The sequence below is a fragment of the Undibacterium sp. Ji49W genome (assembly GCF_049340205.1).
GTDB lineage: Bacteria > Pseudomonadota > Gammaproteobacteria > Burkholderiales > Burkholderiaceae_D > Undibacterium.
Window position 1 is genome coordinate 301,875 of record NZ_JBMPOW010000004.1, and the last position, 23,516, is coordinate 325,390.

21 protein-coding genes are annotated in these 23,516 nt (G+C 48.6%); 10 read left to right on the forward strand and 11 right to left on the reverse strand.

The window, feature by feature from the left end:
* Nucleotides 1-18: 18 nt before the first annotated feature.
* The 6 genes from ACO0LK_RS07075 to ACO0LK_RS07100 all read right to left on the reverse strand — a co-directional run bounded on the left by ACO0LK_RS07075 (nucleotide 19) and on the right by ACO0LK_RS07100 (nucleotide 8,129).
* A complete protein-coding gene (locus ACO0LK_RS07075; RefSeq protein ID WP_422973522.1) occupies nucleotides 19-1,161 on the reverse strand; it encodes a DUF1624 domain-containing protein in 1,143 nt (380 codons plus the stop codon).
* 234 nt (nucleotides 1,162-1,395) lie between these two features.
* Complete coding sequence (locus ACO0LK_RS07080) at nucleotides 1,396-1,569, reverse strand: hypothetical protein (protein ID WP_422973524.1); 174 nt, start codon at nucleotides 1,567-1,569, stop codon at nucleotides 1,396-1,398.
* Between the two features lie 3 nt (nucleotides 1,570-1,572).
* Nucleotides 1,573-2,781, reverse strand: coding sequence for an RtcB family protein (locus tag ACO0LK_RS07085; RefSeq protein ID WP_422973526.1), 1,209 nt, complete (start codon nucleotides 2,779-2,781; stop codon nucleotides 1,573-1,575).
* Nucleotides 2,782-3,227: 446 nt separating this feature from the next.
* Nucleotides 3,228-4,262: an RNA 3'-terminal phosphate cyclase gene (rtcA, locus tag ACO0LK_RS07090; RefSeq protein WP_422973528.1), complete on the reverse strand. Its 1,035-nt coding sequence runs from the start codon at nucleotides 4,260-4,262 to the stop codon at nucleotides 3,228-3,230.
* Between the two features lie 175 nt (nucleotides 4,263-4,437).
* The gene (locus ACO0LK_RS07095) at nucleotides 4,438-5,673 is read right to left on the reverse strand and encodes an RtcB family protein (protein ID WP_422973530.1); all 1,236 of its coding nucleotides are present in this window, start codon (nucleotides 5,671-5,673) and stop codon (nucleotides 4,438-4,440) included.
* A gap of 890 nt (nucleotides 5,674-6,563) precedes the next feature.
* Nucleotides 6,564-8,129: a vWA domain-containing protein gene (locus ACO0LK_RS07100; protein WP_422973532.1), complete on the reverse strand. Its 1,566-nt coding sequence runs from the start codon at nucleotides 8,127-8,129 to the stop codon at nucleotides 6,564-6,566.
* 608 nt (nucleotides 8,130-8,737) lie between these two features.
* Here ACO0LK_RS07100 and rtcR point away from each other — a divergent pair.
* Nucleotides 8,738-10,345, forward strand: coding sequence for an RNA repair transcriptional activator RtcR (gene rtcR / locus ACO0LK_RS07105; protein ID WP_422973534.1), 1,608 nt, complete (start codon nucleotides 8,738-8,740; stop codon nucleotides 10,343-10,345).
* 49 nt (nucleotides 10,346-10,394) lie between these two features.
* On the opposite strand, the gene ACO0LK_RS07110 is transcribed toward rtcR, so the two are convergent.
* Entirely contained in the window at nucleotides 10,395-11,315 is a 921-nt protein-coding gene (locus tag ACO0LK_RS07110) for a GNAT family N-acetyltransferase (RefSeq protein ID WP_422973536.1), read from the reverse strand.
* 423 nt (nucleotides 11,316-11,738) lie between these two features.
* On the opposite strand from ACO0LK_RS07110, the gene ACO0LK_RS07115 reads away from it, so the two are divergent.
* The 3 genes from ACO0LK_RS07115 to ACO0LK_RS07125 all read left to right on the forward strand — a co-directional run bounded on the left by ACO0LK_RS07115 (nucleotide 11,739) and on the right by ACO0LK_RS07125 (nucleotide 16,720).
* Nucleotides 11,739-12,476: a DNA/RNA non-specific endonuclease gene (locus tag ACO0LK_RS07115; RefSeq protein ID WP_422973538.1), complete on the forward strand. Its 738-nt coding sequence runs from the start codon at nucleotides 11,739-11,741 to the stop codon at nucleotides 12,474-12,476.
* A gap of 272 nt (nucleotides 12,477-12,748) precedes the next feature.
* Nucleotides 12,749-13,972, forward strand: a complete 1,224-nt coding sequence (locus ACO0LK_RS07120) for a Yip1 family protein (RefSeq protein WP_422973540.1) — start codon at nucleotides 12,749-12,751, stop codon at nucleotides 13,970-13,972.
* 354 nt (nucleotides 13,973-14,326) lie between these two features.
* Nucleotides 14,327-16,720: a tetratricopeptide repeat protein gene (locus ACO0LK_RS07125; RefSeq protein ID WP_422973542.1), complete on the forward strand. Its 2,394-nt coding sequence runs from the start codon at nucleotides 14,327-14,329 to the stop codon at nucleotides 16,718-16,720.
* Between the two features lie 74 nt (nucleotides 16,721-16,794).
* On the opposite strand, the gene ACO0LK_RS07130 is transcribed toward ACO0LK_RS07125, so the two are convergent.
* From ACO0LK_RS07130 to ACO0LK_RS07145, 4 genes are all read right to left on the reverse strand, one after another.
* Entirely contained in the window at nucleotides 16,795-17,235 is a 441-nt protein-coding gene (locus tag ACO0LK_RS07130; RefSeq protein ID WP_422973544.1) for a BON domain-containing protein, read from the reverse strand.
* Nucleotides 17,236-17,386: 151 nt separating this feature from the next.
* Nucleotides 17,387-18,025 carry a Crp/Fnr family transcriptional regulator gene (locus ACO0LK_RS07135; protein WP_422973546.1) on the reverse strand — a complete coding sequence of 213 codons (639 nt, stop codon included), beginning with the start codon at nucleotides 18,023-18,025 and terminating at the stop codon, nucleotides 17,387-17,389.
* Between the two features lie 616 nt (nucleotides 18,026-18,641).
* Nucleotides 18,642-18,953 carry a BON domain-containing protein gene (locus ACO0LK_RS07140; RefSeq protein WP_422973548.1) on the reverse strand — a complete coding sequence of 104 codons (312 nt, stop codon included), beginning with the start codon at nucleotides 18,951-18,953 and terminating at the stop codon, nucleotides 18,642-18,644.
* An 82-nt stretch (nucleotides 18,954-19,035) separates the two neighbouring features.
* Nucleotides 19,036-19,578: a hypothetical protein gene (locus ACO0LK_RS07145; RefSeq protein ID WP_422973550.1), complete on the reverse strand. Its 543-nt coding sequence runs from the start codon at nucleotides 19,576-19,578 to the stop codon at nucleotides 19,036-19,038.
* Nucleotides 19,579-20,101: 523 nt separating this feature from the next.
* Here ACO0LK_RS07145 and ACO0LK_RS07150 point away from each other — a divergent pair.
* The 6 genes from ACO0LK_RS07150 to cls all read left to right on the forward strand — a co-directional run bounded on the left by ACO0LK_RS07150 (nucleotide 20,102) and on the right by cls (nucleotide 23,512).
* The gene (locus tag ACO0LK_RS07150) at nucleotides 20,102-20,284 is read left to right on the forward strand and encodes a CsbD family protein (protein ID WP_422973552.1); all 183 of its coding nucleotides are present in this window, start codon (nucleotides 20,102-20,104) and stop codon (nucleotides 20,282-20,284) included.
* 51 nt (nucleotides 20,285-20,335) lie between these two features.
* Complete coding sequence (locus ACO0LK_RS07155) at nucleotides 20,336-20,863, forward strand: hypothetical protein (RefSeq protein WP_422973554.1); 528 nt, start codon at nucleotides 20,336-20,338, stop codon at nucleotides 20,861-20,863.
* Nucleotides 20,864-20,950: 87 nt separating this feature from the next.
* Complete coding sequence (locus ACO0LK_RS07160; RefSeq protein WP_422973556.1) at nucleotides 20,951-21,247, forward strand: hypothetical protein; 297 nt, start codon at nucleotides 20,951-20,953, stop codon at nucleotides 21,245-21,247.
* A 96-nt stretch (nucleotides 21,248-21,343) separates the two neighbouring features.
* Nucleotides 21,344-21,496, forward strand: coding sequence for a DUF3309 family protein (locus ACO0LK_RS07165; RefSeq protein WP_422973558.1), 153 nt, complete (start codon nucleotides 21,344-21,346; stop codon nucleotides 21,494-21,496).
* A 37-nt stretch (nucleotides 21,497-21,533) separates the two neighbouring features.
* Nucleotides 21,534-21,866 (forward strand): hypothetical protein, encoded by a 333-nt coding sequence (locus tag ACO0LK_RS07170; RefSeq protein WP_422973560.1) that lies wholly within the window; start codon nucleotides 21,534-21,536, stop codon nucleotides 21,864-21,866.
* Nucleotides 21,867-22,114: 248 nt separating this feature from the next.
* Complete coding sequence (gene cls, locus ACO0LK_RS07175; protein ID WP_422973562.1) at nucleotides 22,115-23,512, forward strand: cardiolipin synthase; 1,398 nt, start codon at nucleotides 22,115-22,117, stop codon at nucleotides 23,510-23,512.
* The last annotated feature ends 4 nt before the right edge of the window (nucleotides 23,513-23,516 follow it).

Sequence of the window (23,516 nt, forward strand, 5' to 3'; positions counted from 1 at the left end):
CACCTTTGACAAACAGTTTCAATGTACAGATACGGCAGACCTGCCCGTACCTGTATTCTGGCGATTCCTGTTCCACCATCTGGTCAGCCCCCACATCAACACCAGTACCACTATCCAGGCTGCATAACAGATTAACAAAGACGGTTGATAGTCGTGGATGACCACGCCTTTGCTGCGAAAATCAATCTGCTGGCCATAGCGTACCTGCATATATACCCAGCCCAGCGCATGGATAAGGGCAATGTGCACCAGGTAAAAAAACATGGGGGACTTGCCAAACAACATCAGCGTTGGCCAGGGGCGTTGCACATAACGCTCCAGCAATCCCAGCGCGCCCAGCCCTATACCGAGGGTAATACACAGATACAGTAAGGAAGGTGGATATTTATGCACTTTCACAAAGGACATCAAGTCATACAAGAAATTTTTCCCTTGCACACCCCATGCATCCGGGTCGCCATAAAAATTACCACTACGTAAAATGACAAAGCTGAGCAACAAGACTATCGCTGCCGTAAATAAAAATTGTTGTCTGCGCCCTGCATCCCACAACATGACCGGTCCCATAGCGTATGCACCAGCCATTAATCCTATCCAGGGCATGAGGGGATAGGCAAAATAGATACCAACATCTCCCCACAAAGGGTAGTACCCACCCTGATGCCAGGCCATGAAGAGCAGGCCACTGTCCTTGCCATGCAAGGCATCCAGCAGGTTATGCGGCAGGATCAGGGCAACAGCACAGGTAATCAAAGCCCAGCGCGGCAGCCAGATCAAACCGGCCAATGCCATCATCGCGACACCTATGGCCCAGATCACTTGCAAAATGAATGTCGTAAAACCAAATTGCCAGCTAAAGCTGACCCAGGTCCATTCCAGCAATATCATCAGGGCACCACGGCTTAACAGGTAACGTGACATATCTTTCTTGTCCCTGTGCTGGCTGCGCAAAAAAGCCGACATACCGGCCAACATGACAAAAATGGGGGCGCACAAATGCGTGATCCAGCGCGTCCAGAACAATGCCGGATAACCCAGTTGCAAATTCAGGGGATCGAAAGCCGTGGGGGCAAAAAAATCGCGGGTATGGTCCAGCGCCATCAGCACGATGACCAGGCCGCGCAATAAATCGATAGCCTGCAGGCGTGATTGCTTGTTCATGAGATATTTTCGCTTACCTGGAAGCGTTATTATATTTTTGATGCACCGATTCTACCGAGCTACGCTGGCAGACCGCAAAGGATTTTCAGTCCTTCGATGAAAAACTGAAGCAGACTGTTCCTTTTATGCATACCGTCGCTGCAATGAGAAAAATTGCCGAAAAGAAAAAGCCCTCTATCCTGTTCAGACAGAGGGCTGATTCAATCAATACGAAATCAGTATATGGCAAACCTGTCAGTCACCATCCACATCTTTCGCGCGTCCACTCAATACCTTATGCAGACTCTGCTTTGCTTTCCGACGTTCGGTACGTTCGACGCGGTAACTGCCATGGGCACCGGCCTGGCGTTGCTTTGCCAGTACGGCCAGGGGGTTCCTGGGTTTGGGTAATTTAATACGGATTTTCATCTTCTACCCTTTCACACAAACGACCTGGCGCAGCGTATGTACCACTTCCACCAGATCATACTGATGCGCCATGACCTGGTCGATGTCTTTGTACGCTGCCGGAATTTCATCCACCACACCACCATCCTTGCGACATTCTATACCAGCAGTTTGTTCTGCCAGATCGAAGCGGTTAAATTTGCGCTTGGCTTCAGAACGGCTCATCCTTCGTCCCGCACCATGTGAACATGAGCAAAAGGATTCAGGATTACCCTTGCCTCTGACAATATAACTGCGTGCGCCCATGCTGCCAGGAATGATACCCATCTCGCCCGCACGGGCGGAAATGGCACCCTTGCGTGTAATGAACAGCTTTTCATTTGCATGGGTTTCCTGTGACACATAATTGTGATGGCAATTGATTGCCTCGCCATCCAGCCTGAAGCTGGTCACCTGCTGCGCCAATACATCCAGCGCACGACGCATCATTTCGCTGCGGTTGACGAGGGCGTAATCCTGCGCCCAGTCAACTGCCTCGATATAATCATCAAACAGTTCAGACCCTTCGCTGAAATAGGATAAATCCTTGTCCGGCAAATGTATCTGATGTCTTTGCATGTCCTTCTTTGCAGCGGAAATGAAATAGCGTCCTATGACATTTCCTATACCGCGCGAACCGGAATGCAACATGATCCAGACACGCTGTTCTTCATCGATACAGATTTCGATGAAGTGATTACCACCACCCAGTGTACCCAACTGACAGATCCAGGTTTGGGCAAACTTGTGCTGCATTTTCATGATGCCCTTGTGCCGGGCCACTATCCTGTCCAGTCTGTCGTTCAGGGGCCGACCAACGCGGGCATGGGCAGAACCACGTACCTTGTTCCATTCATGCTGTTCAAACCCGACAGGAATGGAAGCTTCCAGTGCACTGCGCAGTTTGGCCAGGTTGTCCGGCAACTGGCTGGCCGTCAACGTGGTGCGCACGGCATTCATGCCGCAACCGATATCCACACCGACTGCAGCAGGAATAATCGCCGAGCGGGTTGGTATCACACTTCCCACCGTTGCCCCTATGCCGGCATGCACATCAGGCATGGCCGCCACATGGGGGTGGACGATAGGCAGGTTGGCGATATTGAGCAACTGCTGCAAGGCAGTGTGATCAATATCGTCCGTAAAAATATGCACAGGGACACGTCCCTTGTGCAGGCTTTTTGCTATAGGCATACATTTTCTTTCTATGATGCCGGTGTTTTTTCATTGCTATATCAAGCAATATTTTGCAGATACTGATCTGGCTTTCTTTGGGATGAGCAAAGCCCGCCCCGTCATGAAATCAATCCATGACAGTGCTGCTTGCTCAAACCGCCATACAGGTCTGGAAAATGAAAAACCCCGACGAGTTTCCTCACCGGGGTTTTCGAAAAAAAACGACCGGCTCGGGTAGGCTGTGCCTTAACCCCGAGCGTCGCGCACGGGGCTAAGAATCTTGATTGTTATTAGCCGTATTCCGTGGCATGGTCGTTCCTTTCTTTGAATTGGGGTTGATGAAAAATCGAATTGCAAAATTACTGCAACCCGAACAACTTCTATTCTGCATGAAAAGAAATCGCTGTGTCAATACAATTAATTCAGATCATGTTTTTTGCATTTTATGCTTTTTCATGATGCGATCAAAGTACCGAACGCATACTGCACAGGAAAGCTTTTTCCTGAACGGAGAATTCGGTGTGTGCCGGTAAAAATTTACTGATTACCCCAGCATTGGTCTTTGCATGGCCGGACACTTGACTGGTCGTAAAGCTGCCACCACCAGCCAGGGCAAACAACAGCATGATCTGATCTGCCAGATGCTCACCCACGGCGGCGCCGGACGCGACGTATTCACGCAGTTCCTGCACTGCTCTTTTGGCGACGTTTTCTGCCTTGACTGCTTTTTCACCGAATCCACAAAACACCTCGGTAACATGTTGATGTTCGAGCGTAATCAGCAACACATTGCCTGGTCCCTGATCATTGCTCAGGCCACGGATCAACAACCGATCTTGTGACCAGCCCATGTCACTGCCCACACATTGCAACTCACGCTTGGCTACGTCTGCCGGTACGCCGGCAATAAAACTTTCGGCATAGCCTTTGAGTCGTTCGCCACGTTCCAGAATATCCAGCTTTTTCAACTGTGCACAAGGTGTGACGCTGGCAATAATTTCGCCTCCGCCTGCCGGAAAAAATCCATAACGTTTCAACTCGAAACTGACTTCAGCACCCATCTTTTCCAGCACCCGGCCATAGGCCTTTTGCAAAAACTGCGCAGGCGGTGCCATATCGTTATGGGTACCGCCCGTAATCTTGACAGTGCTTGCTGCATCGGCATACAGCAAGGCCGGCACCAAGGTCTGCAATACCAGGGTACAGCTACCGGCACTGCCGATGGCAAACTGGTAGTCACCACCACGGATGGTAGATGGAATAAATTCCAGTGTCGTCGAACCCAGTTGTGCACCCGTTACCTGCGCGCCACTGACGGCAGCCGCAGCCTGTACCGCTACCAGATGCTGGCGCAAAAGACCAGGTTTGGAACGTCCGGCACGGATATTTACGATACGGAAAGGCTGACCGGTAATCATGGACAGGCTGAGAGAAGTGCGCAAAATCTGACCGCCACCTTCACCCAAAGAGCCATCCAGCTCTATCATTTTTTTGTTCATTATTTTTATTTTCAAATCAAGTTCAAGACCATTAACCACAGAGACACAGACAAATTCAAGGGAATGTTTTTTTCTTGAAATTGTCTGCAAAAATACAAAATGACCTTGCCCTCCTCTGCTTTTCTCTGTGGCTCTGTGTCTCTGTGTTGAGAGGTCTAAGGCTTGAAAAGCCAAATCAACCCTTAACGCACACAACCTGCTTCAATACGTGCACCACATCTACCAATGCGCTTTGGGCCAGCATCACGGCGTCGATGTCTTTATATGCCATAGGGATTTCATCAATCACATTGGCATCTTTACGGCATTCCACCCCTTCGGTTGCGGCGATCTGATCGGCGACGGTGTACAGTTTCTTGGCTGCAGTACGGCTCATGGTACGACCTGCACCGTGGCTACAGCTGTTAAAACTTTCTTCATTCCCTTTACCGCGCACGATGAAGCTTTTTGCCCCCATGGAACCAGGGATGATCCCCAGTTCACCAGCACGTGCAGACACTGCCCCTTTACGGGTTACCAGTACATCTTTACCGAAGTGATGTTCTTTCTGCACATAGTTATGGTGACAGTTCACCGCTTCTACATGGGTTTCAAACGGCTTGCTGATCACAGTACGTACTGCTGCAATCAAATTCTGCATCATCACTTCACGATTCAAGCGGGCAAATTTCTGCGCCCATCCCACGGCTTCAATGTAATCATTGTAATGCTGGGTACCTTCCGGCAAATAAGCCAGATCCTGATCTGGCAGATTAATGAAATGGGTACGCATATCCTGCTTGGCCATTTCAATGAAATGGCTACCGATTGCATTACCTACACCACGGGACCCGGAATGCAGCATAAACCACACAGCATTGGCTTCATCCAGACATACTTCAACAAAGTGGTTACCGCTACCCAAAGTTCCCAGGTGACGGTAGTTATTGGTGTTTTTCAAACGCGGGGTTTTCAAACAAATTTCGTCAAAACCCTCTTTCAATTGCGCCCAGGCGGTATCCACTGCGCTTGGCGGGCTTTCCCAAGCACCTTTATCGCGGCCTTTGAAGCTACGGGTCTTGGGCGACATACCATGCGGTATGGCTTTTTCTATCGCTGTACGCAAAGGACCCAGGTTATCTGGCAAATCATTGGCATGCAAGGTAGTTTTGGCAGCCATCATTCCGCAACCGATATCCACACCGACCGCAGCAGGGATCACTGCACCGAGGGTAGGAATCACGCTACCGATGGTGGACCCTTTACCCAAATGCACATCCGGCATCACGGCAATATGTTTGTAGATGAAAGGCATACGCGCAGTATTCGCCAATTGTTTTTTGGCTTCATCCTCAACCGGAACCCCTTTGGTCCACATTTTGATAGGACGACCATTTTCGTATTGCACTACATCGTAATCTTCGTGTTTCATATTTTCTCTTTTTCTTTTTAAATTCAGGGTGGCGACAAGGGTTGATGAAACGTCTGTGGTTGCCCACAAGCGCTCTACCACTGAGCTACACGGAATCAATGACACCGTGATGGGGATCGAACCCACGACCTCTTCGTCCTTAGCGATGTAGTTTCATCAGCATTCGCCTAAAACTTTACTTCATGATCAATTTCATTAAAACAAACCCCGACAAGTGTTACCAGGACCTTCTGACCCATCCTTGCGGTGTGGCCCAGTTTGGAGTCGAACCAAATAGAACTCACTTCATCAATCGACATGAGTTCTAATACCTATGTAATCCTGATTGCATTCGGGTAAACCATATTAAACAAGCGCAAGACAAATATCTGAAGTGACCGTTTCATTTTCGTAAAATGTAGTCACGCCTGCATTCTTACACTGTCCAAAACCTTTACTACTTCAATTTCTTTGAATCGCCGAGTGACAAAAATTTCTGTGAACATTGCAAATGTAGTCACATGTGCATTCACACGGCATTCAAAAAACTACAGCAACGATATTTATTGAATATGGCATGACAAGGATTAAACGTGATAATCATTCCATATGTAATCACGTCAGCATTCATGCCATATTCAAAACCTGTACCGCGACATTCAATTACGGCCTTGAGAAACACTGTACGACAAGGTTTGCCTGCGATTGATTTGGATGTAATCGCCTGCGCATTCGTACTGCATTTAAAAATCAACACCATGTTCAAATGGTCTTTGAAGCACCACATGACAAAAATTAAAAGTGATTTTACAGTTTCGAGATGTAATCACATTTGCATTCATGTTGTGTTCAAAAACGTTTGTTACCTGGTCTGGCGAAGCTTTTACAGCATGTGCTCTGCCAGAGGTTCTTTAAATATCTATTGCTTTTACTTCACCTACCCAATGCTCCGCACTCAACTGACCGGCAGCGAATGAGGCGATGATCTTGAAGACGGCATCAGAAAAACCGCCGATATTCAATACATCATCTCTTTCTGCTGCCTGACTAGTGCCATACGGCGCTATGTCTATACAAACCAGTTTCGCTTGCGGATTACGTTTTTTAAACGCATTCCATTCAACCATGGTTGCCGTTGAACGGCTACGGCCGGCATCCATCCATGATTCATTGTCGGATACAAAAATTACCAGGTCGGCCTTGGCATTTTCTTTGTTCAACTGCACCAAAGGTGCGCTGCAATTGGTGCCACCACCGCCGATTGCTGCCAGTTTTTGCGCATTCGTCATCACGCTGTCACGTGGATTCAAATCGCATTTCACTACCTGGTTTTCAAATGGTAATACCAGCGTGGATGGATTCTTGCGCAACATGGCCGCCGCAACCAACGCTGCCACGTCTATGCAACGTACTGCTGTCGTCGCAGAACCACGATGACCGCTGACTGGTGAAGACATGGAGCCGGACACGTCAGCACAGACCACGACTTTGCCAAAAACTTCTGGCACATTACTCAAGGCAATTTCCATCGCATCCTGCAAGGCATTCTTGATCGGCAACGGTACGCCTTCATTGGCGGCCTTGTATGCTGCCATCAACTGATAAGGAAACACCTTGGCTTTGGCAATTGCCCCGGCATTACGCAGTTTGTCGGCAATCAAGTCAACCATGCCTGGCAATTCATACACGCCATGACGAGCAAAGGTATTCAGATTCATACGCAACATCTGCCAACCCGCCTGACGGGCGATTTGTGCCCAGTCTTCCGTTGTCAGATCCATCGCTGTCAGCATCTGGAAAGGCACATCCGGCAAAGCCAGGCTGCGGTCTTTCTTGTACGCTTCAAACGCTGCCACCACGGGCGGCAAAGCTTCGGTCTTGTATGGCTTGTCGATCAACCAGGCAAAGAAAGCTTCACGCCATGCTTCGACTGGTTTTGGATGCACCATCTTTACGACATCAGCCAAAGACGGTGTCGTACCTACGGCTGCCGCCAGCAGTTCTTTTTCGCTAGCTGTGTTCAACCAAGTTTGTACCAGTTTCTTTGGACGTGAACCCAAAGACTTGCGACCGATAGCACCGGAACGCAATATCTGTACAAAGTTACGCAACATCTTGCCGTTGTTCATTACCCGTTTAAAGGTGCGTGGCAATTCAGTTGCATTGCGCATGGTCAGCGCAGCGACCAGCAAGGCCGGCATGTCTTTCATATAGCCACGTTCACGGCAATAGATCGCAGTCTGGGCGGCAAACAGTGGTGACACTTCTTTTGTCAAATCCAGTACGGTTGCCAGTTGCGCTTCTGCACTTGCGTAGTAAGTCGCATTCAGGCAACCCGTTGCTGCGTATTGCGCCAGTTTGTGTTCAGGTGTGAACTTGTAAGCAGGTGCACCTGAAAAATTTGTTGTATCCGTCACTGGCAAAAATGTGTTTGCCAGAGATGTTTTTAAAGTTTGGAACAATTGAGTATTAACCATTTTCATTTCCCTTCTTTTTCAGGACTTACACAAAACTGCCCCAGTTGCGTTGCAGCTCCTAGCCGTACTGTTCGTACTGTCTTCGTCGCTACGGTGTAGTTGGGGTTTCAGACAACACGTTGTCTGCCAACCTAACGAGCCGCCCCTGCAAGGGCGGCTTACCAAAAGCGTTAGCCTTGCTGGGACAATTTTGTGTAAGTCCTGTAGCTTTCTCCTAGTGGACACGACGGGATTCGAACCCGCAAAACGTGGCAACCAGAGCATTACTTCCGGCCGCTGTGATGATTGGAAACGCGCGCCAGTTGACACCCTTACGGGGAGCGGCAACCTGCATCTGCAACCTTGCTCATCACAACACTTAGACCACATCTGGTGTTATCCAGACCACCCAGTCCTTAATCGTTTTCGGTGGTGGCACTCCCTTCATGCCTGCATGCCCTTCCCTTCATGTATTGCAATGGCCGTGCCAGCTTTGAAAAATCTGCATTTATTTTCTTTAAATCATTGATTTACATGGATATTTTTATAAATTACCCATTTCCATGAATTTTTCTTTTTATTCGAAAATAAACTATAATTATCTTTTTAGATACATATTTATCCAAAATATGAAACCCAAAAGTAAGGTCGTGATTGGATTTATCGGTACCCAGCTGGACAGTGGCAAAGGCAGTGGCCGCTGGGAAAAGTGGCGACCTACAGTGGCACTGACGCAGCGCGACGACATGGTCATCGACCGCATAGAGTTGTTGCACAGTGGTCAGCATGATGGATTGATAGGACAATTAAAAAACGATATCGCCGCCACATCGCCGACCACGGCATTACGCACGCATCAGTTAGCGATTCAAGATCTATGGGATTTTGAAGAGGTGTATGCCAGCCTGTTTGATTTTGCCAGGTCATACCGCTTCGATACCGATACTGAGGAATACTGGATACATATCACCACTGGCACGCATGTAGCGCAAATCTGCCTGTTCCTGATGACAGAGGCCAATTATCTGCCTGGCAAACTATTGCAGACTTCGCCACCACGTCGGCAAATCAAGGGCAATACCGGTGAAATTGCCCTGATTGACCTGGATCTGTCACGCTACAACCAGATCGCACAGCGCTTTACCCGTGAAAAAGAAGACGGTGTGGCTTTTTTGAAGTCCGGCATTGCCACCCGCAATGCGCGCTTCAATGCCATGATTGATGAGATTGAACGTGTCGCCATCAAATCCCGTGCGCCTATCCTGTTGATGGGCCCAACCGGTGCCGGCAAATCATTTCTGGCAAAACGGGTATTTGAATTAAAGAAAGCCAGACACCAGTTGGAAGGGAAATTTGTCGAAGTTAATTGCGCCACCCTGCGCGGTGATGGTGCTGGCTCTACCTTGTTTGGCCATATCAAGGGGGCGTTTACCGGTGCCATGTCGGATCGCCCCGGCTTGTTGCGCGCTGCTCACAAGGGCCTGTTATTTCTGGATGAAATCGGCGAACTGGGTCTGGATGAACAGGCCATGCTGCTCAAAGCGGTGGAAGAAAAGCGTTTTTTGCCAGTTGGCGGTGACCATGAAGTACAAAGCGATTTCCAGCTTGTGGCCGGTACCAACCGCGATCTGGGCAAGGAAGTCGCAGCCGGTCGTTTTCGCGAAGACCTGTTTGCCCGCATTAACTTATGGACCTATGAATTGCCGGGTCTGAGTGAACGCGCAGAAGATATCGCACCGAACATGGATTATCAGTTGGCGCAGTTCAGTAGCGAATATGGACAAATGGTGCGCTTCAATAAAGAAGCCCGGGATCGCTACATGGCCTTTGCCACATCTGCGCAAGCGGTATGGACAGGTAACTTCCGCGACTTGTCGGCATCGATCACCCGCATGGCAACCCTGGCAGACGCAGGACGTATCAATGACGACATCGTCGAGGATGAAATCAAGCGCCTGCAACGCCTGTGGTCCTTTTCCGGAGACAGGGCTGGTATTGCGTCAGAAGTTGATTTGCATGCCTATCTGGACATAGCGCAAATCGCAAATCTGGATTTATTTGATGCCTTGCAGCTCAAAGCGGTACTGGGCATATGCCTGCACAGCAAATCGCTATCAGAAGCAGGTCGGAAACTATTTGCTGCCTCGCGCAGTGCGAAAGCCAACCCGAATGATGCTGATCGACTGAAAAAGTATTTGCATAAATTTGGCCTAAGCTGGGCGACATTGAACCAGTAAGCCCAGGCAAACCACAGAAAACACGCAAATTGCCGACGCTAATTAAGCACTAATTAAGCCGCTCGATGATGATGTATTCGTTATCCGTAGAGCAGAAAAACGCAAACCCTCTACGGGTCAGCATTTTCATCATTTTGGAATCTGGCTTGCAGGCCGCAAACAAGCGGCGATTTTTAAAATGCATGCAGAAAAAGTCCGTCATGGCCGAGCCTATACCCAGCCCCAGATAATCGTCTTTCACCACCATGGCATGCAGTTCGCGCTCTGATCCATTCATGCTGTCCAGGCCATACAGCATGAAAAAACCGGCAACCCGCCCGTTGATGATGGATACCCAGAATTCGACGGAAACTTTTTGCTTTCCACCTATCCAGACATCCCTGATCGTTTGCCCCTCAACAATGCCTTGCCTGAATGCCTTGGCCAGCGTCTTTTGCAACACCGTATTGGATAATTCTTCCGACAGGCCACCACTCCTGGCACCGCAGACAGCAACCTCGACGATTTCATCTGCATCCTCTGGCAAGGCGCGCCTGATACTGGCCTTGATGCGTTTTTGTCGACGCAAATGCCGCAAATGAGTTTCCAGGAAATCTGCATACCTGGACTGGCGCCGACTTATTCTCTGGATGGCAATGGCCAGTATTGCGACAGTAGAAAACAGCAAAAAACTCTGGGCAATATCAAAGACCATCAAGGCAAAACTACCAACGGGAAAGCTTTGACTGAATACCTGTACCCGCGCCAGACTGCATAAACTGACAAAGAAAATAGTCCACCGGCGTGACAGCAAACTGGCACTCATCGCCACCGGAAAAATATAGAAAGGCGCAAAAAAAGTCAGTTGCCCGGTATATTCATCCAGCCAATAAATCAGGCTGACCATAAGCAAAAGGCACAGCACTAACCAGCGTTTATCCAGAGTGATAACTTTGTTTTTTACGACCGTAAGGAAAAGCTGAGCAGACATGACACTTCTAAAAGAGGGTGAAGATTTGCTGCAAGAATAAGTACAAATTAAATACAAATTAAATACAAATAAGGCGCACGTGAACGCCGACATAACTTGCATGGCAATCAATAACAATATGCCATGTTTCTTTAAAAAAAGACGTTTCAATTTGTTACCGTCACAACAATACCACTTGCCAATATGCCATTCAGCTTCATGTCAAAGAAATGAACTGCCTTGCTTGAGGGAAATGCCGTGTAGAATGCAGCCCCTTTTGCATTATTAAGGTCTTCATCTGTTTCATACCCAGCTTAGCGTCTGTTTCATCAGCAGCTTCACTCCCCCATTCCTCATTTGCTTCAACCCACGCACTAAAACCGTCATGACACGCGCCTGACGGCGACATTGCTCTGTCTTTTTTCTTACACTTTATATTTACCCATGCTCAAACAAGTCATTGTTGGTCTTGCTGTATCCCTTATTGGCATTCACGTTTCTGCGGCATCGGAATTTTCTGAATGCCGTCATTTTTTTGCCCAAGGGCAAATCCCCGACCTGCCACGTCAATCAGAATGGCGCACCCGCGCACTGTGTTCTTCTTCATTTGCCGTGCTGCATTCCGGCAAAAGCCGCACCCCCGTCTACGTCGCTGAAAAATTGAATCGCCAGACCATCAAGCTGGCCAAAGACAATGAAAGAACGAACCATTTTTTTGCCGATGCCCGCCTGCCGCGCGCGGACCGTGCAGAACTGGACGACTACAAAGGCTCAGGCTTTGATCGCGGCCACATGGCACCAGCCGGAGATATGGCTGGCACAGCAGCCATGGCGCAAAGCTTCTCGCTGGCGAATATGGTGCCGCAGGCACCGGTCAATAATCGCAAGACATGGGCATCCATAGAAAAAGGGACACGCCAGTACATTGCACGTGCGCAGGGCGATGTCTATGTCATCACCGGCCCGGTGTATGACGCCCGCCCGGCCACAGTGGGGCCGAACAAGGTTTGGGTGCCAAAATACCTGTTCAAACTTGTGTATGACCCGATTGCAGGACGTGCCTGGGCTCACTGGATAGAAAATTCAGACACCGCCCGAGCCAGCAAACCCATCAGCTATCAGGAACTGGTAAGCAAAACCGGCATACGATTTTTCCCTCGCTTGGGACAGATTGATATCTGAGCAGTATCCAACATAAATCGAGAAAAATTCATGCGTAAAACGGCTGAATCGCAGCAAATAAATGCTATCACTTTGGCATTATCGATGATTTATTACCGGCATTTCACGTCTAAATACTGATAACTGCCACAAAATACTCTGATTTAATGACTAACTTGCAAAAATCTGTAATAAACTTTGCCAGTTAGTCAAAAGCTAAGTAGCATCCCTTTCGCTTTATTGTTTTCCGTTACAAGTACTTGCGCCTTACCCTACTTATTGAAGGAAAATCCATGAACCTGATTGAACGTGCGAAAAACATCACGCTGACCCCACAAACAGAATGGCCAGTCATTGCGGAAGAAAACACCACTACGGCGAGTCTCTATCAACACTATATCGCCCCACTATCTGCCATCCCCGCTGTAGCCAGTTTCATCGGCATGACTTTCATCGGTATGAGCCTGCCTTTTGTCGGCACCGTACGTACACCTATCCTGCTCGGCATTACGACGCTGGTATTGGGTTTTGTGCTGGGCTTGGTCGCTACTTATCTGATCTCACTCATCATCAACGCGCTTGCGCCGAATTTCGGTGGTGAAAAAAATCCCATGCAGGCGTTGAAGGTCACCGCCTATGCATTTACACCGGCCTGGGTGGCGGGAATACTGAACATCATTCCTTCGCTGGGCATGCTGGGTATCATCGCCGCGCTCTACAGCTTTTATGTCTTGTACCTCGGTTTGCCTGTGTTGATGAAAGCACCCAAAGAAAAAGCGGCTGCTTATACCGCCGTATCGGTGATCTGTTCCATTGTCCTGATGGTGGTGATATCTACCGTGGTTGGTGCGGTAGGCGGTGCCTCGCTGTTCGGCGCAGGAGCAATGCACTCGATGAAATCCGAAGAAGCCAAAGGTGCTTTGGGCGAATTGGAAAAAATGGGCAAGCAAATGGAAGAGGCCAACAAGAAGATGGAAGCCGCAAAAAAATCTGGCGACCCACAAGCTGAAGCAAAAGCAGCAGCAGAAGCCCTGGGTACCGTCATGGGTGCTGGCAGCCAGGCTGAAGTGGTGGACAAGGATAAGTTGAAAGCACTACTTCCTGACGCCGTCGGCGGCCTGAAGCGCAGCAGCCTGGAAGGTGAAAAATCGGCCATGGGCGAATTCAAGATTTCCAAAGCCGATGCGCGCTATACCGATGACAATAACCGTCAGATTCAGGTGACAGTCACCGATACCGGCGGCAGCAAAATGTTCGGTGCCATGTTTGCCTGGGGCATGATGGAACAGGATAAGGAAACCGATGGCGGTTACGAAAAAATGGGGAAGATCAATGGTCGTCCCACCCATGAAAGATTTCAAAAAGATGGCTCGTCCGGTGAATACAGCTTGCTGGTAGCGGGCCGCTTCATCGTCGAAACCCGTGGCCAGAATGTCGATATGGCTGCAATCAAGGCGGCGTCTGCCGCTGTCGGTTACGACAAGCTGGAAGCGATGAAGAACGACGGAGCGAAATAAATCCTGCAAGCTCAGTGGCGACACCCGCAGGTGTCGCCATGACCAGAATAGCTCCTGACAACGCCAGGAGGCCAGAATATATTTCCTGCCCCCTACCGCGCTACCCAACCGACCCCACCAGTCACACAAGCATGAATGCTGATTTGCTGATCTGAGCCGCATGCGTCCTGTTTCCCGCATCAAATACAATCTTACCAGCTTTCCAGAAAGCAAAACAGCAAAAACGCAGGTTATACTGTTCATCAAAGTGCTTGAGTCCCTTATCCAGGATAGTGGGAAAGCGGAAAATAACATACCGCAACAAAGACACCCCAACCTCACCAAACTTTAATCTTGCATAGATAGACAAAGACGATGCTCAACAAGATCAAACAACTTTTTTCCGGCAAGAAAGCAGCTTCTGAACCGGCGCCATTGCCGGTACAAAGACCTGTCAGCCAGCCTTCAGCGATGCCAGAAAAAAACGCGCCCGAGCACAAAAAGCAAGGTGATCTTTATCTTGCCGAGGGCAAGCTTGCTGAGGCCGAGGCCAGCTATCGTCAGGCGATTACACTTGATCCTGGCCTGGCAAAGGCCCATGGTAATCTGGGCTTTGTGATTAAAGAGCAAGGCCGCATGGAAGAAGCAGAACCGCATCTGCAAAAGGCACTGAGTCTGGACCCATCCATCTCTGACGCCCATTATTTTTTGGGTAGCCTGTATCAAGCGCAAGGAAAAGCGGAGTTGGCCAAAGCCAGCTATGAGAAGGTGATTGAACTGACACCGGATTTTGAACTCGCCTACCGGGAACTATGTTTCCTGTTATTCCAGACTGGCCAGATGGAAGAAGCCAGGCAGGTCATCATCAAGGCACTTGTCATCAGCCCGCAGTCTCTTGAACTGCACTATTATCTGGGAAACATCAACTATGAAAGCAATCAGTTTGCTGCGGCTGCAGAAAATTTTAAAAATGCGCTGCGCATACAGCCAGACAATGCTGACATCCTGACCAATCTTGGCCATGCTCTGTTCAAGATGAATGATCTGGACCAGGCTATTGTCACGCTGAGACAGGCCATCGCCCTCAATCCAGATTTGCCGCATGCTTATCTATGCCTGGGTACTGCACTGCATAGCCAGGCAAAATTTGCCGAAGCAATAGACAGTTTTGAGCGTTCGATTTCGATCCACCATCAGAATATCGAAGCCCATGAAAACCTGGCATTGAGTTTCATCGCCCAAAACCAGCCAGAAAAAGCTATTGCCAGTTGGAAAAAGGTACTGGCAATGAACCCGGATCTTGCACACATACACAATAATATCGGTGCGGCCTCACATGAAATCAGGGAATTCGATGCAGCATTGAAAAGCTGTCGGCAAGCCTTAAGAATCCAACCCAATTTTGCTGATGCACTGTATAACCTTGGTAACGTCCAGCATAAACTGGGGCAACACAATGACGCCATTGCCAGCTATCGTCAGGCACTGGCTATTGCGCCAGATTCACCGGATACACTCAACAACCTGGCAATCGTCTACAGGGATATTGGGCAGCTCGATGAAGCAGTCAAGCATTGCCGCCAGGCACTGGCAATCAACCCCGAACTGGCTGCAGCCTATAACAATCTGGGTAACGCCTTACACGCCCTTGGCCAGCTCGACGAAGCCGTAGCCAGTTGCCGCCATGCGCTGGCGCTTAAACCGGATATGGCGGAAGCCTACAACAACCTTGGCATGGCATTGAAAGACTGCGAACAACTGGATCAAGCGCAGGAAAGTTATCAACAGGCGCTGAAGTTCAATCCTGACATGACCAATGCCACATTCAATCTTGGTCTGTTGTTACTGGCCAAAGGCCATTATGCAGAAGCCTGGCCCTATCACGAATATCGTTACGATAATCGCACCCAACAATCCAATACCATGAAACCGGATGTTCCATTTCCTCAATGGAAGGGCGAATCACTGCACGGAAAATCGCTGGTGATTTGGCCTGAGCAGGGTTTCGGTGATTACATCCAGTTTATCCGTTACGTTAAATTGTTGAAACAAGGCGGCGCTGCCAAAATCAGCGTCTTCTGCAAGCTGCCACTAAAGGCATTACTGGAAACCGCCGAAGGCGTAGACCGCATCCTCAACGATGGTGATACCTTGCCGGCACATGATTACTGGTGTTTTGCACTCAGCCTGCCCTTTCATTTCAAAACCACACTGGAGAGCATCCCTTCCAACTTCCCTTATCTGAAGGTCTTGCCTGAAAGGGCAGCGCAATGGCAAAGCCGTATACCGGATGCCGGTTTCAAGGTCGGCCTGGTATGGAAAGGCAGCGAGGGGCATAAAAATGACATGAACCGCTCATTGCCGGGTCTGGCAACGCTGACCCCCCTGTGGCAGTTGTCGCATATCAGCTTTGTCAGTCTGCAAAAAGGCCAGGGTGAAACGGAAGCGCTGCAGCCGGCAGCCGACCAGCCTATTCTGCCACTGGGCACGGATATCAAAGATTTTGCTGATACAGCAGCCATCGTCAATCAACTGGACCTGGTGATTTGTGTCGATACCGCTGTCGCCCATATCGCCGGTGCGCTTGGCAAGCCATGCTGGGTGTTGCTGCCAAGAATTGGTAGCGACTGGCGCTGGATGCGCCATCGTGAAGATACGCCATGGTATCCAACCATACGCCTGTTCAGGCAAGCTGAACACGGTGACTGGAATGCCGTGATCAGCCGTGTTCACGACCAGTTGCGGGAGTTGATCGCTAACAGTCGCTGAGAATAGCTAGCAAAACCACAAAGCCCTGACTACTCAAAAAAAACAGCTCTGGCCCCCCATTTAATGAGTAGGTTTCAGGGCTGGATTGTTAGCTGACTGCACAAGCCACGCACACCAGTCAAACCGGCTACTCCATGCATCAATGCATTCTGCTGGAATTCCCATTCCAGTTCACCGCTGACAGTCACGTTACCATTTTCGACAATGAAACTGATCTTTTCCTCATCAAGATAATCTGTAAGCTGTATCAATTGTGTCAGCGCCAGTCCAATATCTTTATCCGTTCTTGCATCAGCAATCGGCAGGTGTACTTCCACTGCCGTATGCAAGGCGACCACATCGAAAACACGCATGACCGCCAGCTCTGCACAGCGCTTTTCGGCAAAACTGGCTACCTTGCCGCTGAGGGTGACCACACCGTCTTTCACGGCAACGTCAAAATCGGCAACAGTGAGGCTGGTTTCCCATGCCAGTCCTGACAGGATATCCAGCTGTATTTCGTTATCCGATCTCATGCGTCAAGCTCCGGTTTATGTCAAAAGACAAGTTGAACTCATAACTCATTTCATCAAAAGGATGAGTTCTAGTTACTGCACATTGTTCTTCGCGTGATCACTGATACTGCTGCAATATCTTACCTGGCAACAGCGCCTGTACAGGCCCCTGTCACCGCCGGCCTTGCGTAAAAGATTTGGAAGTGGCATGTCCGATAATGCGTTGAAAACAAGCGCAGGAGACCGCCTGCAAACCAACTGCATCTAGCACACTGACCTTGCCACGGCTGTATGAAATCAGTTCACGCTTTTGCAAAACACTGGCTGCCTTGGTCACGCCAACCCGCCGCACCCCCAATGCCAGCGCCAGGTATTCGTGAGTGATAAAAAAGTGATCTGACTGCAACCGTTCACGCATGGTTAATAAGGACCTGGCGAGGCGCGCCTCCAGCAAATGAAAATGACTGCAAACCGCAATTTGACTGGCTTCGGCGTATAGCATTTCGCCATAAGAAAAACACATTTCCTGTACTGCCTTGCTATGTTCCCGCACCTGTCCGAATTCGGTTGCACTGATACAATCTGCACTGCCTGACTGCTGCACGATCACCCGCAAGCCAGAATGCTGATGGTTTGCCAGCCCGGAATAACCCAGCATCCCTTCCCGTCCTAACAAAGCTATTTCCAGTACCTGTTCTTCTTTGACCTCTGCCATCAAAGATAGCAGACAGTCATTCGGAAAATAGACAGTATCCATTTTTTCGTCATGACGGTACAACACGGTACCCACCACAAATGCATGTGTATGCATTTTTTTTGCCAATGCCTTTTGATCCGCTAAAGGTAATCTGGCCAGTAAATGATTTTTAGAAGGCAATATCACACGCGGCCCAATCAATTTTTTTCCGATTATTTTCCAGAAAAAAATGCTTTATCCGATGTACTGTAAGGCTGCTCAATTTCAGTATGAAAAAAGAAGATCTCAAATCCATCATTATTCCGTCTCCAGTTGCACACTATCTGTCAACGCGTAGCATATTGTTCATCACGCGACGTACCTGACATCTGCATTTCAGACCTGCAAATAAAATGCCATCCCGGACAGAATAAACGCTATCAGAAAAAAAGTATGTGCGCTATGCCACGTAATTCCATGCGATCTAAGGTAATGACAGATTTAATTCATGCGCGCTCGTGTTACGAAAAATGCTGCCAGCGACTGATCTGTTCGCTTTAAAAAATACCATCAAGTACCTGAGCTGGATAGTATTGTCAGTGCATCCAAAATCGCAATTGAAGCACAGTGAGTGATCTGAGTGTAACAATTGAACTGAGTAAATAAAAAACAGAAAAGCAGCCATATGGCTGCTTTTCTGTCTCAAAAAAATCCCCTATTACTTATGACATAGCGGGATCTTTTTCATGGCTTATTTCAGGCGCATGTCGTTCTTGACAGCACGAACACCTTTGACATTGCGGGTAATACTGACCGCTTTTTCGATGTTGGCGCTAGAAGTGACGAAGCCGCTGAGCTGCACCGTACCCTTGAAGGTTTCGACATTGATCTCGGCTGATTTCAGAGTAGGTTCATTCAGTATTTCAGCTTTGACTTTGGTGGTGATAACGGAGTCATCGATATATTCACCGGTACCCTCACGAGTAGGAGTTGCAGCACAACCGGCGATAGCCAGCAAGGAAGCGGAGAATATCAATGTGATGATGCGTTGAGTGATTTTCATTTTTAGCTTTCAGGATGATTGAGGGGAAATAAAAAAACAACAAAGAATGAGGGACAGGGGCCACCCGTCCTTCAGATCAAAATTACTTACCGAATTTGGTTTTTGCTGCTGTAACACAATTGTCTTTTCCTGCGCCAGCCAAGGCATCGCATTTCTCAATGGCAACCTTGTATTCAGCATTGCGTTTGTCGTCGTTGGCATCTACACGTGCTTCAACTACTTTTTTATCGGCCTTGGCATTGGCAACCGCAGCGATCTTGTCTGCATTCGCTTGTTTGACGCATACATCTTTGTCGTTGCCGGTCAGGCTGCCGCACTTGGTTTTTGCTACATCGTAATCGGCATCGGCAATATCCTTGGCGGCGCTGGTGCGCGCAGCCAGCGTATTCTTGTATTCTGCCTTGGCATTTGCCTCTGTATGTACGCGTGCAGCTTTGGCCTCTGCAATACACACATCCTTAGGATTGCCGGTAATGGCATCACACTTGGCTTTGGCGAGTTTGTATTCTGTCGCGGCAGAATCTTTCGCTGCTGTATAAGTGGCAGATTTTTCTGACGTAGCAGACCAGGCTGCACTGGAGAATGCTGCCGAACACACGATTAACATAGCTAATTTTTTGTTCATTTTTTTCCTCTTTAGAGTGAATATCCAGCGAACATCAATTACCGGATATGAATATCGCGTCGGAGAAGTCCGATACCAAATTGTGCTATGGGGGCATGGTTCACTTCTGTACGGTATCGAACATAAATTTATTTATTTCTAAAAATCTTTAAAAACAATTTTTCAAACAGGACTTCCGAAACTCACGCAACACTGTTCCGGCAAGAAATCCGTGGCGAAGACGGTATATGACGGCACCCTCTAGTACGGTAAGGCATTCGAACGTGGAATGGATCGTTTTACTTAATCCCTGTCAATATTGTTTTGTACGGCAACGCACAGAACCGTCTATTGAAAAACAATAAGCTTGGTACATGTGAGGTGACATGTGAAAGACGAACAGAGATTCTTTTCTGCCTGATTGCAAAGCGCTTAAAGGAATCTGTTTAACTGTCTTACTACATGCTACAGCACTAATTTTTCAACAGCTGCCATTCATTTCTCGCAGAGAATACGCAGCAGCATCTCAACCTGGGGAAATCTCATGAACAAAGATCAAATCAAGGGCGTAGCCAAAGACATCGCCGGTAAAGTGCAAGAAAACACCGGTAAATTGATAGGCAGCAAAGAACAGGAAATAAAAGGCCAATTGAAGCAGGTCGAAGGAAAAATTGAAAAAACTTCAGGTGATGCGCAAGAAGCCATCAAAGATATCATCAAAAAATAAGTTGTCGCACAGAGGGACGCCAGACTGGCGCCCTCCAACGGAGGAATGATCATGACCACAAGCATTGAAACTCTGCAGTCTGCCGATCACACGTCTGATGATTTGATGAAATCACATCCATTGCACAATCGTCCTGCCACCAGACGCGGTGATATCAAAAAAAATGCCGCGATGAAGCTGAAAACAGGTAATAACCATTCATCTGCCTCCTGGGCATTGGAAAGTGAACTGACATCAAATATGTCGACAGGCAGTTCCATGGGCATGGCAGTAGGTGGTACTCTGGGCATGATCAACGCGACGCTGGCTGTATTGATATCCCCTTTTGTCATACCCGGAATCAATCTGCTCATCACACAACCATTGGAGGCCGCTGCCACAGGTGCGGTATTCGGAGTCATTTTGGGTGGCTTGATAGGTGCATTGCTGGGTTGGGGCATTTCCGACGTCCGCTTACAACAATTTGAGCGCGATCTGGAAACAAAACACAGTCATTCACCGCAATCTACCAGCAGCGCGAATGGCGAATATCGTGCATTGGCGTGGAAGACGCAGCACGGTGAATATGCACGTATGTAAAACCATCCAGACCAGATGTACAGGTAAACCCAGTCTAGTATCAAGAAAGATCAAGAAAGACTGAAATCAACAGGAAGGTGAACCATCATGAAAGCCAAACGAGAAGCCTACATAGCCAGCATCAAGACCCAGCTTGACGAATTGAATGTCAACCTGGCAGAAATAGAAACCAAGGTCGCGAATACCAAGGCAGCAGCGCAGGCGCACTATGCAGAAGAGATGATCAAACTGCACAGGCAATCGCAGCAGGTTCAAGACAAATTGGCCGAAATCAAAGTGGCTAGCGAAGAAACCTGGGAAGACATGATCAATGGCACCGAGAAAATCAGGGATGCGTTTGTAAATTCATTTCATTACTTCAAAGCACAATTGAAGGACAAATAATTAGTGGGCAGGACAAGCACAGCGCATCTTTTCAGTATGACTAATTGCAGTTTTTAATTTTATTGATCACTATTTGTGGTCAATAAGGAGACCTTGATGAGCACTATCCTTCTTGTCGTACTGATACTGGTACTGATCGGCCTGTTTCCTGCCTGGCCACATAGCAAATCATGGGGTTATGGTCCCAGCGGTGCCACCAGCCTTATCGTCATCGTACTGATCGTCCTGCTGTTGACAGGCCGGATATAACTTGATGCTTTAATTTTTTTTACATAACGGAGCTAGTATGGAAACGAATACAAAAATCAATGCATTACGCGTACTGACCTTGATGGCACTGCTCAGTACTGCAATACTGGTTAGCTCGGCACACGCTGCCGAACCGAATGACGCCGTGACACAGCAAGGCGACCCTGCGCGCTGGTACCAGGAAGAAATGACGCCCACGGCCTATTTCAAGACACTGAAAAAAGAAGCCGAAGCCGTATATCAGGAATCTTCGATCGCCTGCAAGCACATGGACAAAAAGGATGTAGGCCCATGTCTGCGTGCAGCCAAAGAAACCTTGCAACAGGATATGGCCGCAGCGTATAGCAAATCCGGTATCAAGACACGTTGATGTCCTCTCCGTCACATGCGGTCACTAGCGGTCACACGCGGCCAAATATACTGATGTGGCCTTCTTGACATACGTGATGATAAGAGTGGAAACTCATTTTTGTATAGAATGATCCATGAAGGCGAAATACGTTTCGCATACACAAAAATATGACAGGCAGAAAGAAGTTCCACTACCGAAGACACATTTGACTATATACAGGCGCCGCAGGTACAGGTGCCTGTTCCTTTTATGAAGGAGGAGACGGCATGGCGCATCAAACTACGGCTATCCGCTTGGCTGCGCCACTGGCAGTGGTGCTATTGTTGAACGCCTGCGCTACATTGCCAGAAATTAATTACCTGGATGCGTCTGCTATTGATTCTGCTGGCAGTAATAAAACAGCCCCTACAGTAAAAAATGCAAAAGGCATATTAAGCGACAAAAAAACCGTTGCCTTGATGCGCCAGCGCTGGAAGAATTTCAGCCCGGATCAGGCGGCCCAGGCCGTGCTGGAAGAGGCAGTCACCGGCAGTCCGCTGATCTCAGGCAATCAGGTCACGCTGCTGTTCGACGGCCCGCAAACCATGGCTGCCATGATGGAAGCCATCAAAAAGGCAAAAAGCCATATTCATCTGGAAACTTATATCTTTGACCAGGATGAATTGGGAACCGCATTTTCTGACCTGCTGATAGCGCAGCAACAAGCCGGCATACAGGTCAGCATCATCTATGACAGCGTGGGTACGATAGGCACACCACAAAGCTTCTTCGATAAAATGCAGGCTGCAGGTATACAAATGCTGGCGTTTAATCCCGTCAATCCCACCAAATTGAACGGCCCCTGGAGACCGAACCGGCGTGATCACAGGAAAATCCTGATTGTCGATGGTGAAGTGGCGTTCACAGGCGGTGTCAATATCAGTGCCAGTTATGCCAATAGTTCTCTGTTTCGTTCAAAAAATAAAAACCAGGCTGCGGTAGGATGGCGTGATACCCATATCAAGATAGAAGGCCCGGCAGTGGCTGCATTGCAGTGGGTATTCCTGGATACCTGGACCAATGCAGGCGATGCACCTTTGCCCGAGAAATCCTATTTCCCCCCCTTGCAAAACCGCGGCAACAAGATGGTAAGGGTACTGGCCAGCGAGCCTGAGGGCAACCCGGCAATTTACAAAGCATATATGCTGGCCATACAGGAAGCCAGCACCTCCATTCATATTACTTCGGCCTACTTCGTTCCTGATGCCCAGATCCTGAAGGCATTGATCGCTGCAGCAAAGCGCGGTGTGGATGTCAAAATTATTATGCCCGGCGTCACCGATAGCGGCCTGGTCTTCCATGCGGGACAATCCTTTTATAGCGAGATGCTAGAAGCTGGAATCAAGATTTATGAATTACAGATTGCCGTCCTGCATGCAAAAACTGCCGTTATTGACCAGGTATGGTCAACGGTAGGCTCAACCAATATCGATACCCGCAGTTTTTTGCACAACAAGGAAATCAATGTCGTTGTCATTGATACGGAATTTGCGCTGTCGATGGAAAATGCATTCAATGAAGACTTGCGACTGTCACGTGAAATACAGATGGAGCAATGGCAGCAACGACCAGTGACTACAAAATTGAAGGAATGGCTGGCAAGACGCTTTGAATATTGGCTATAGTACT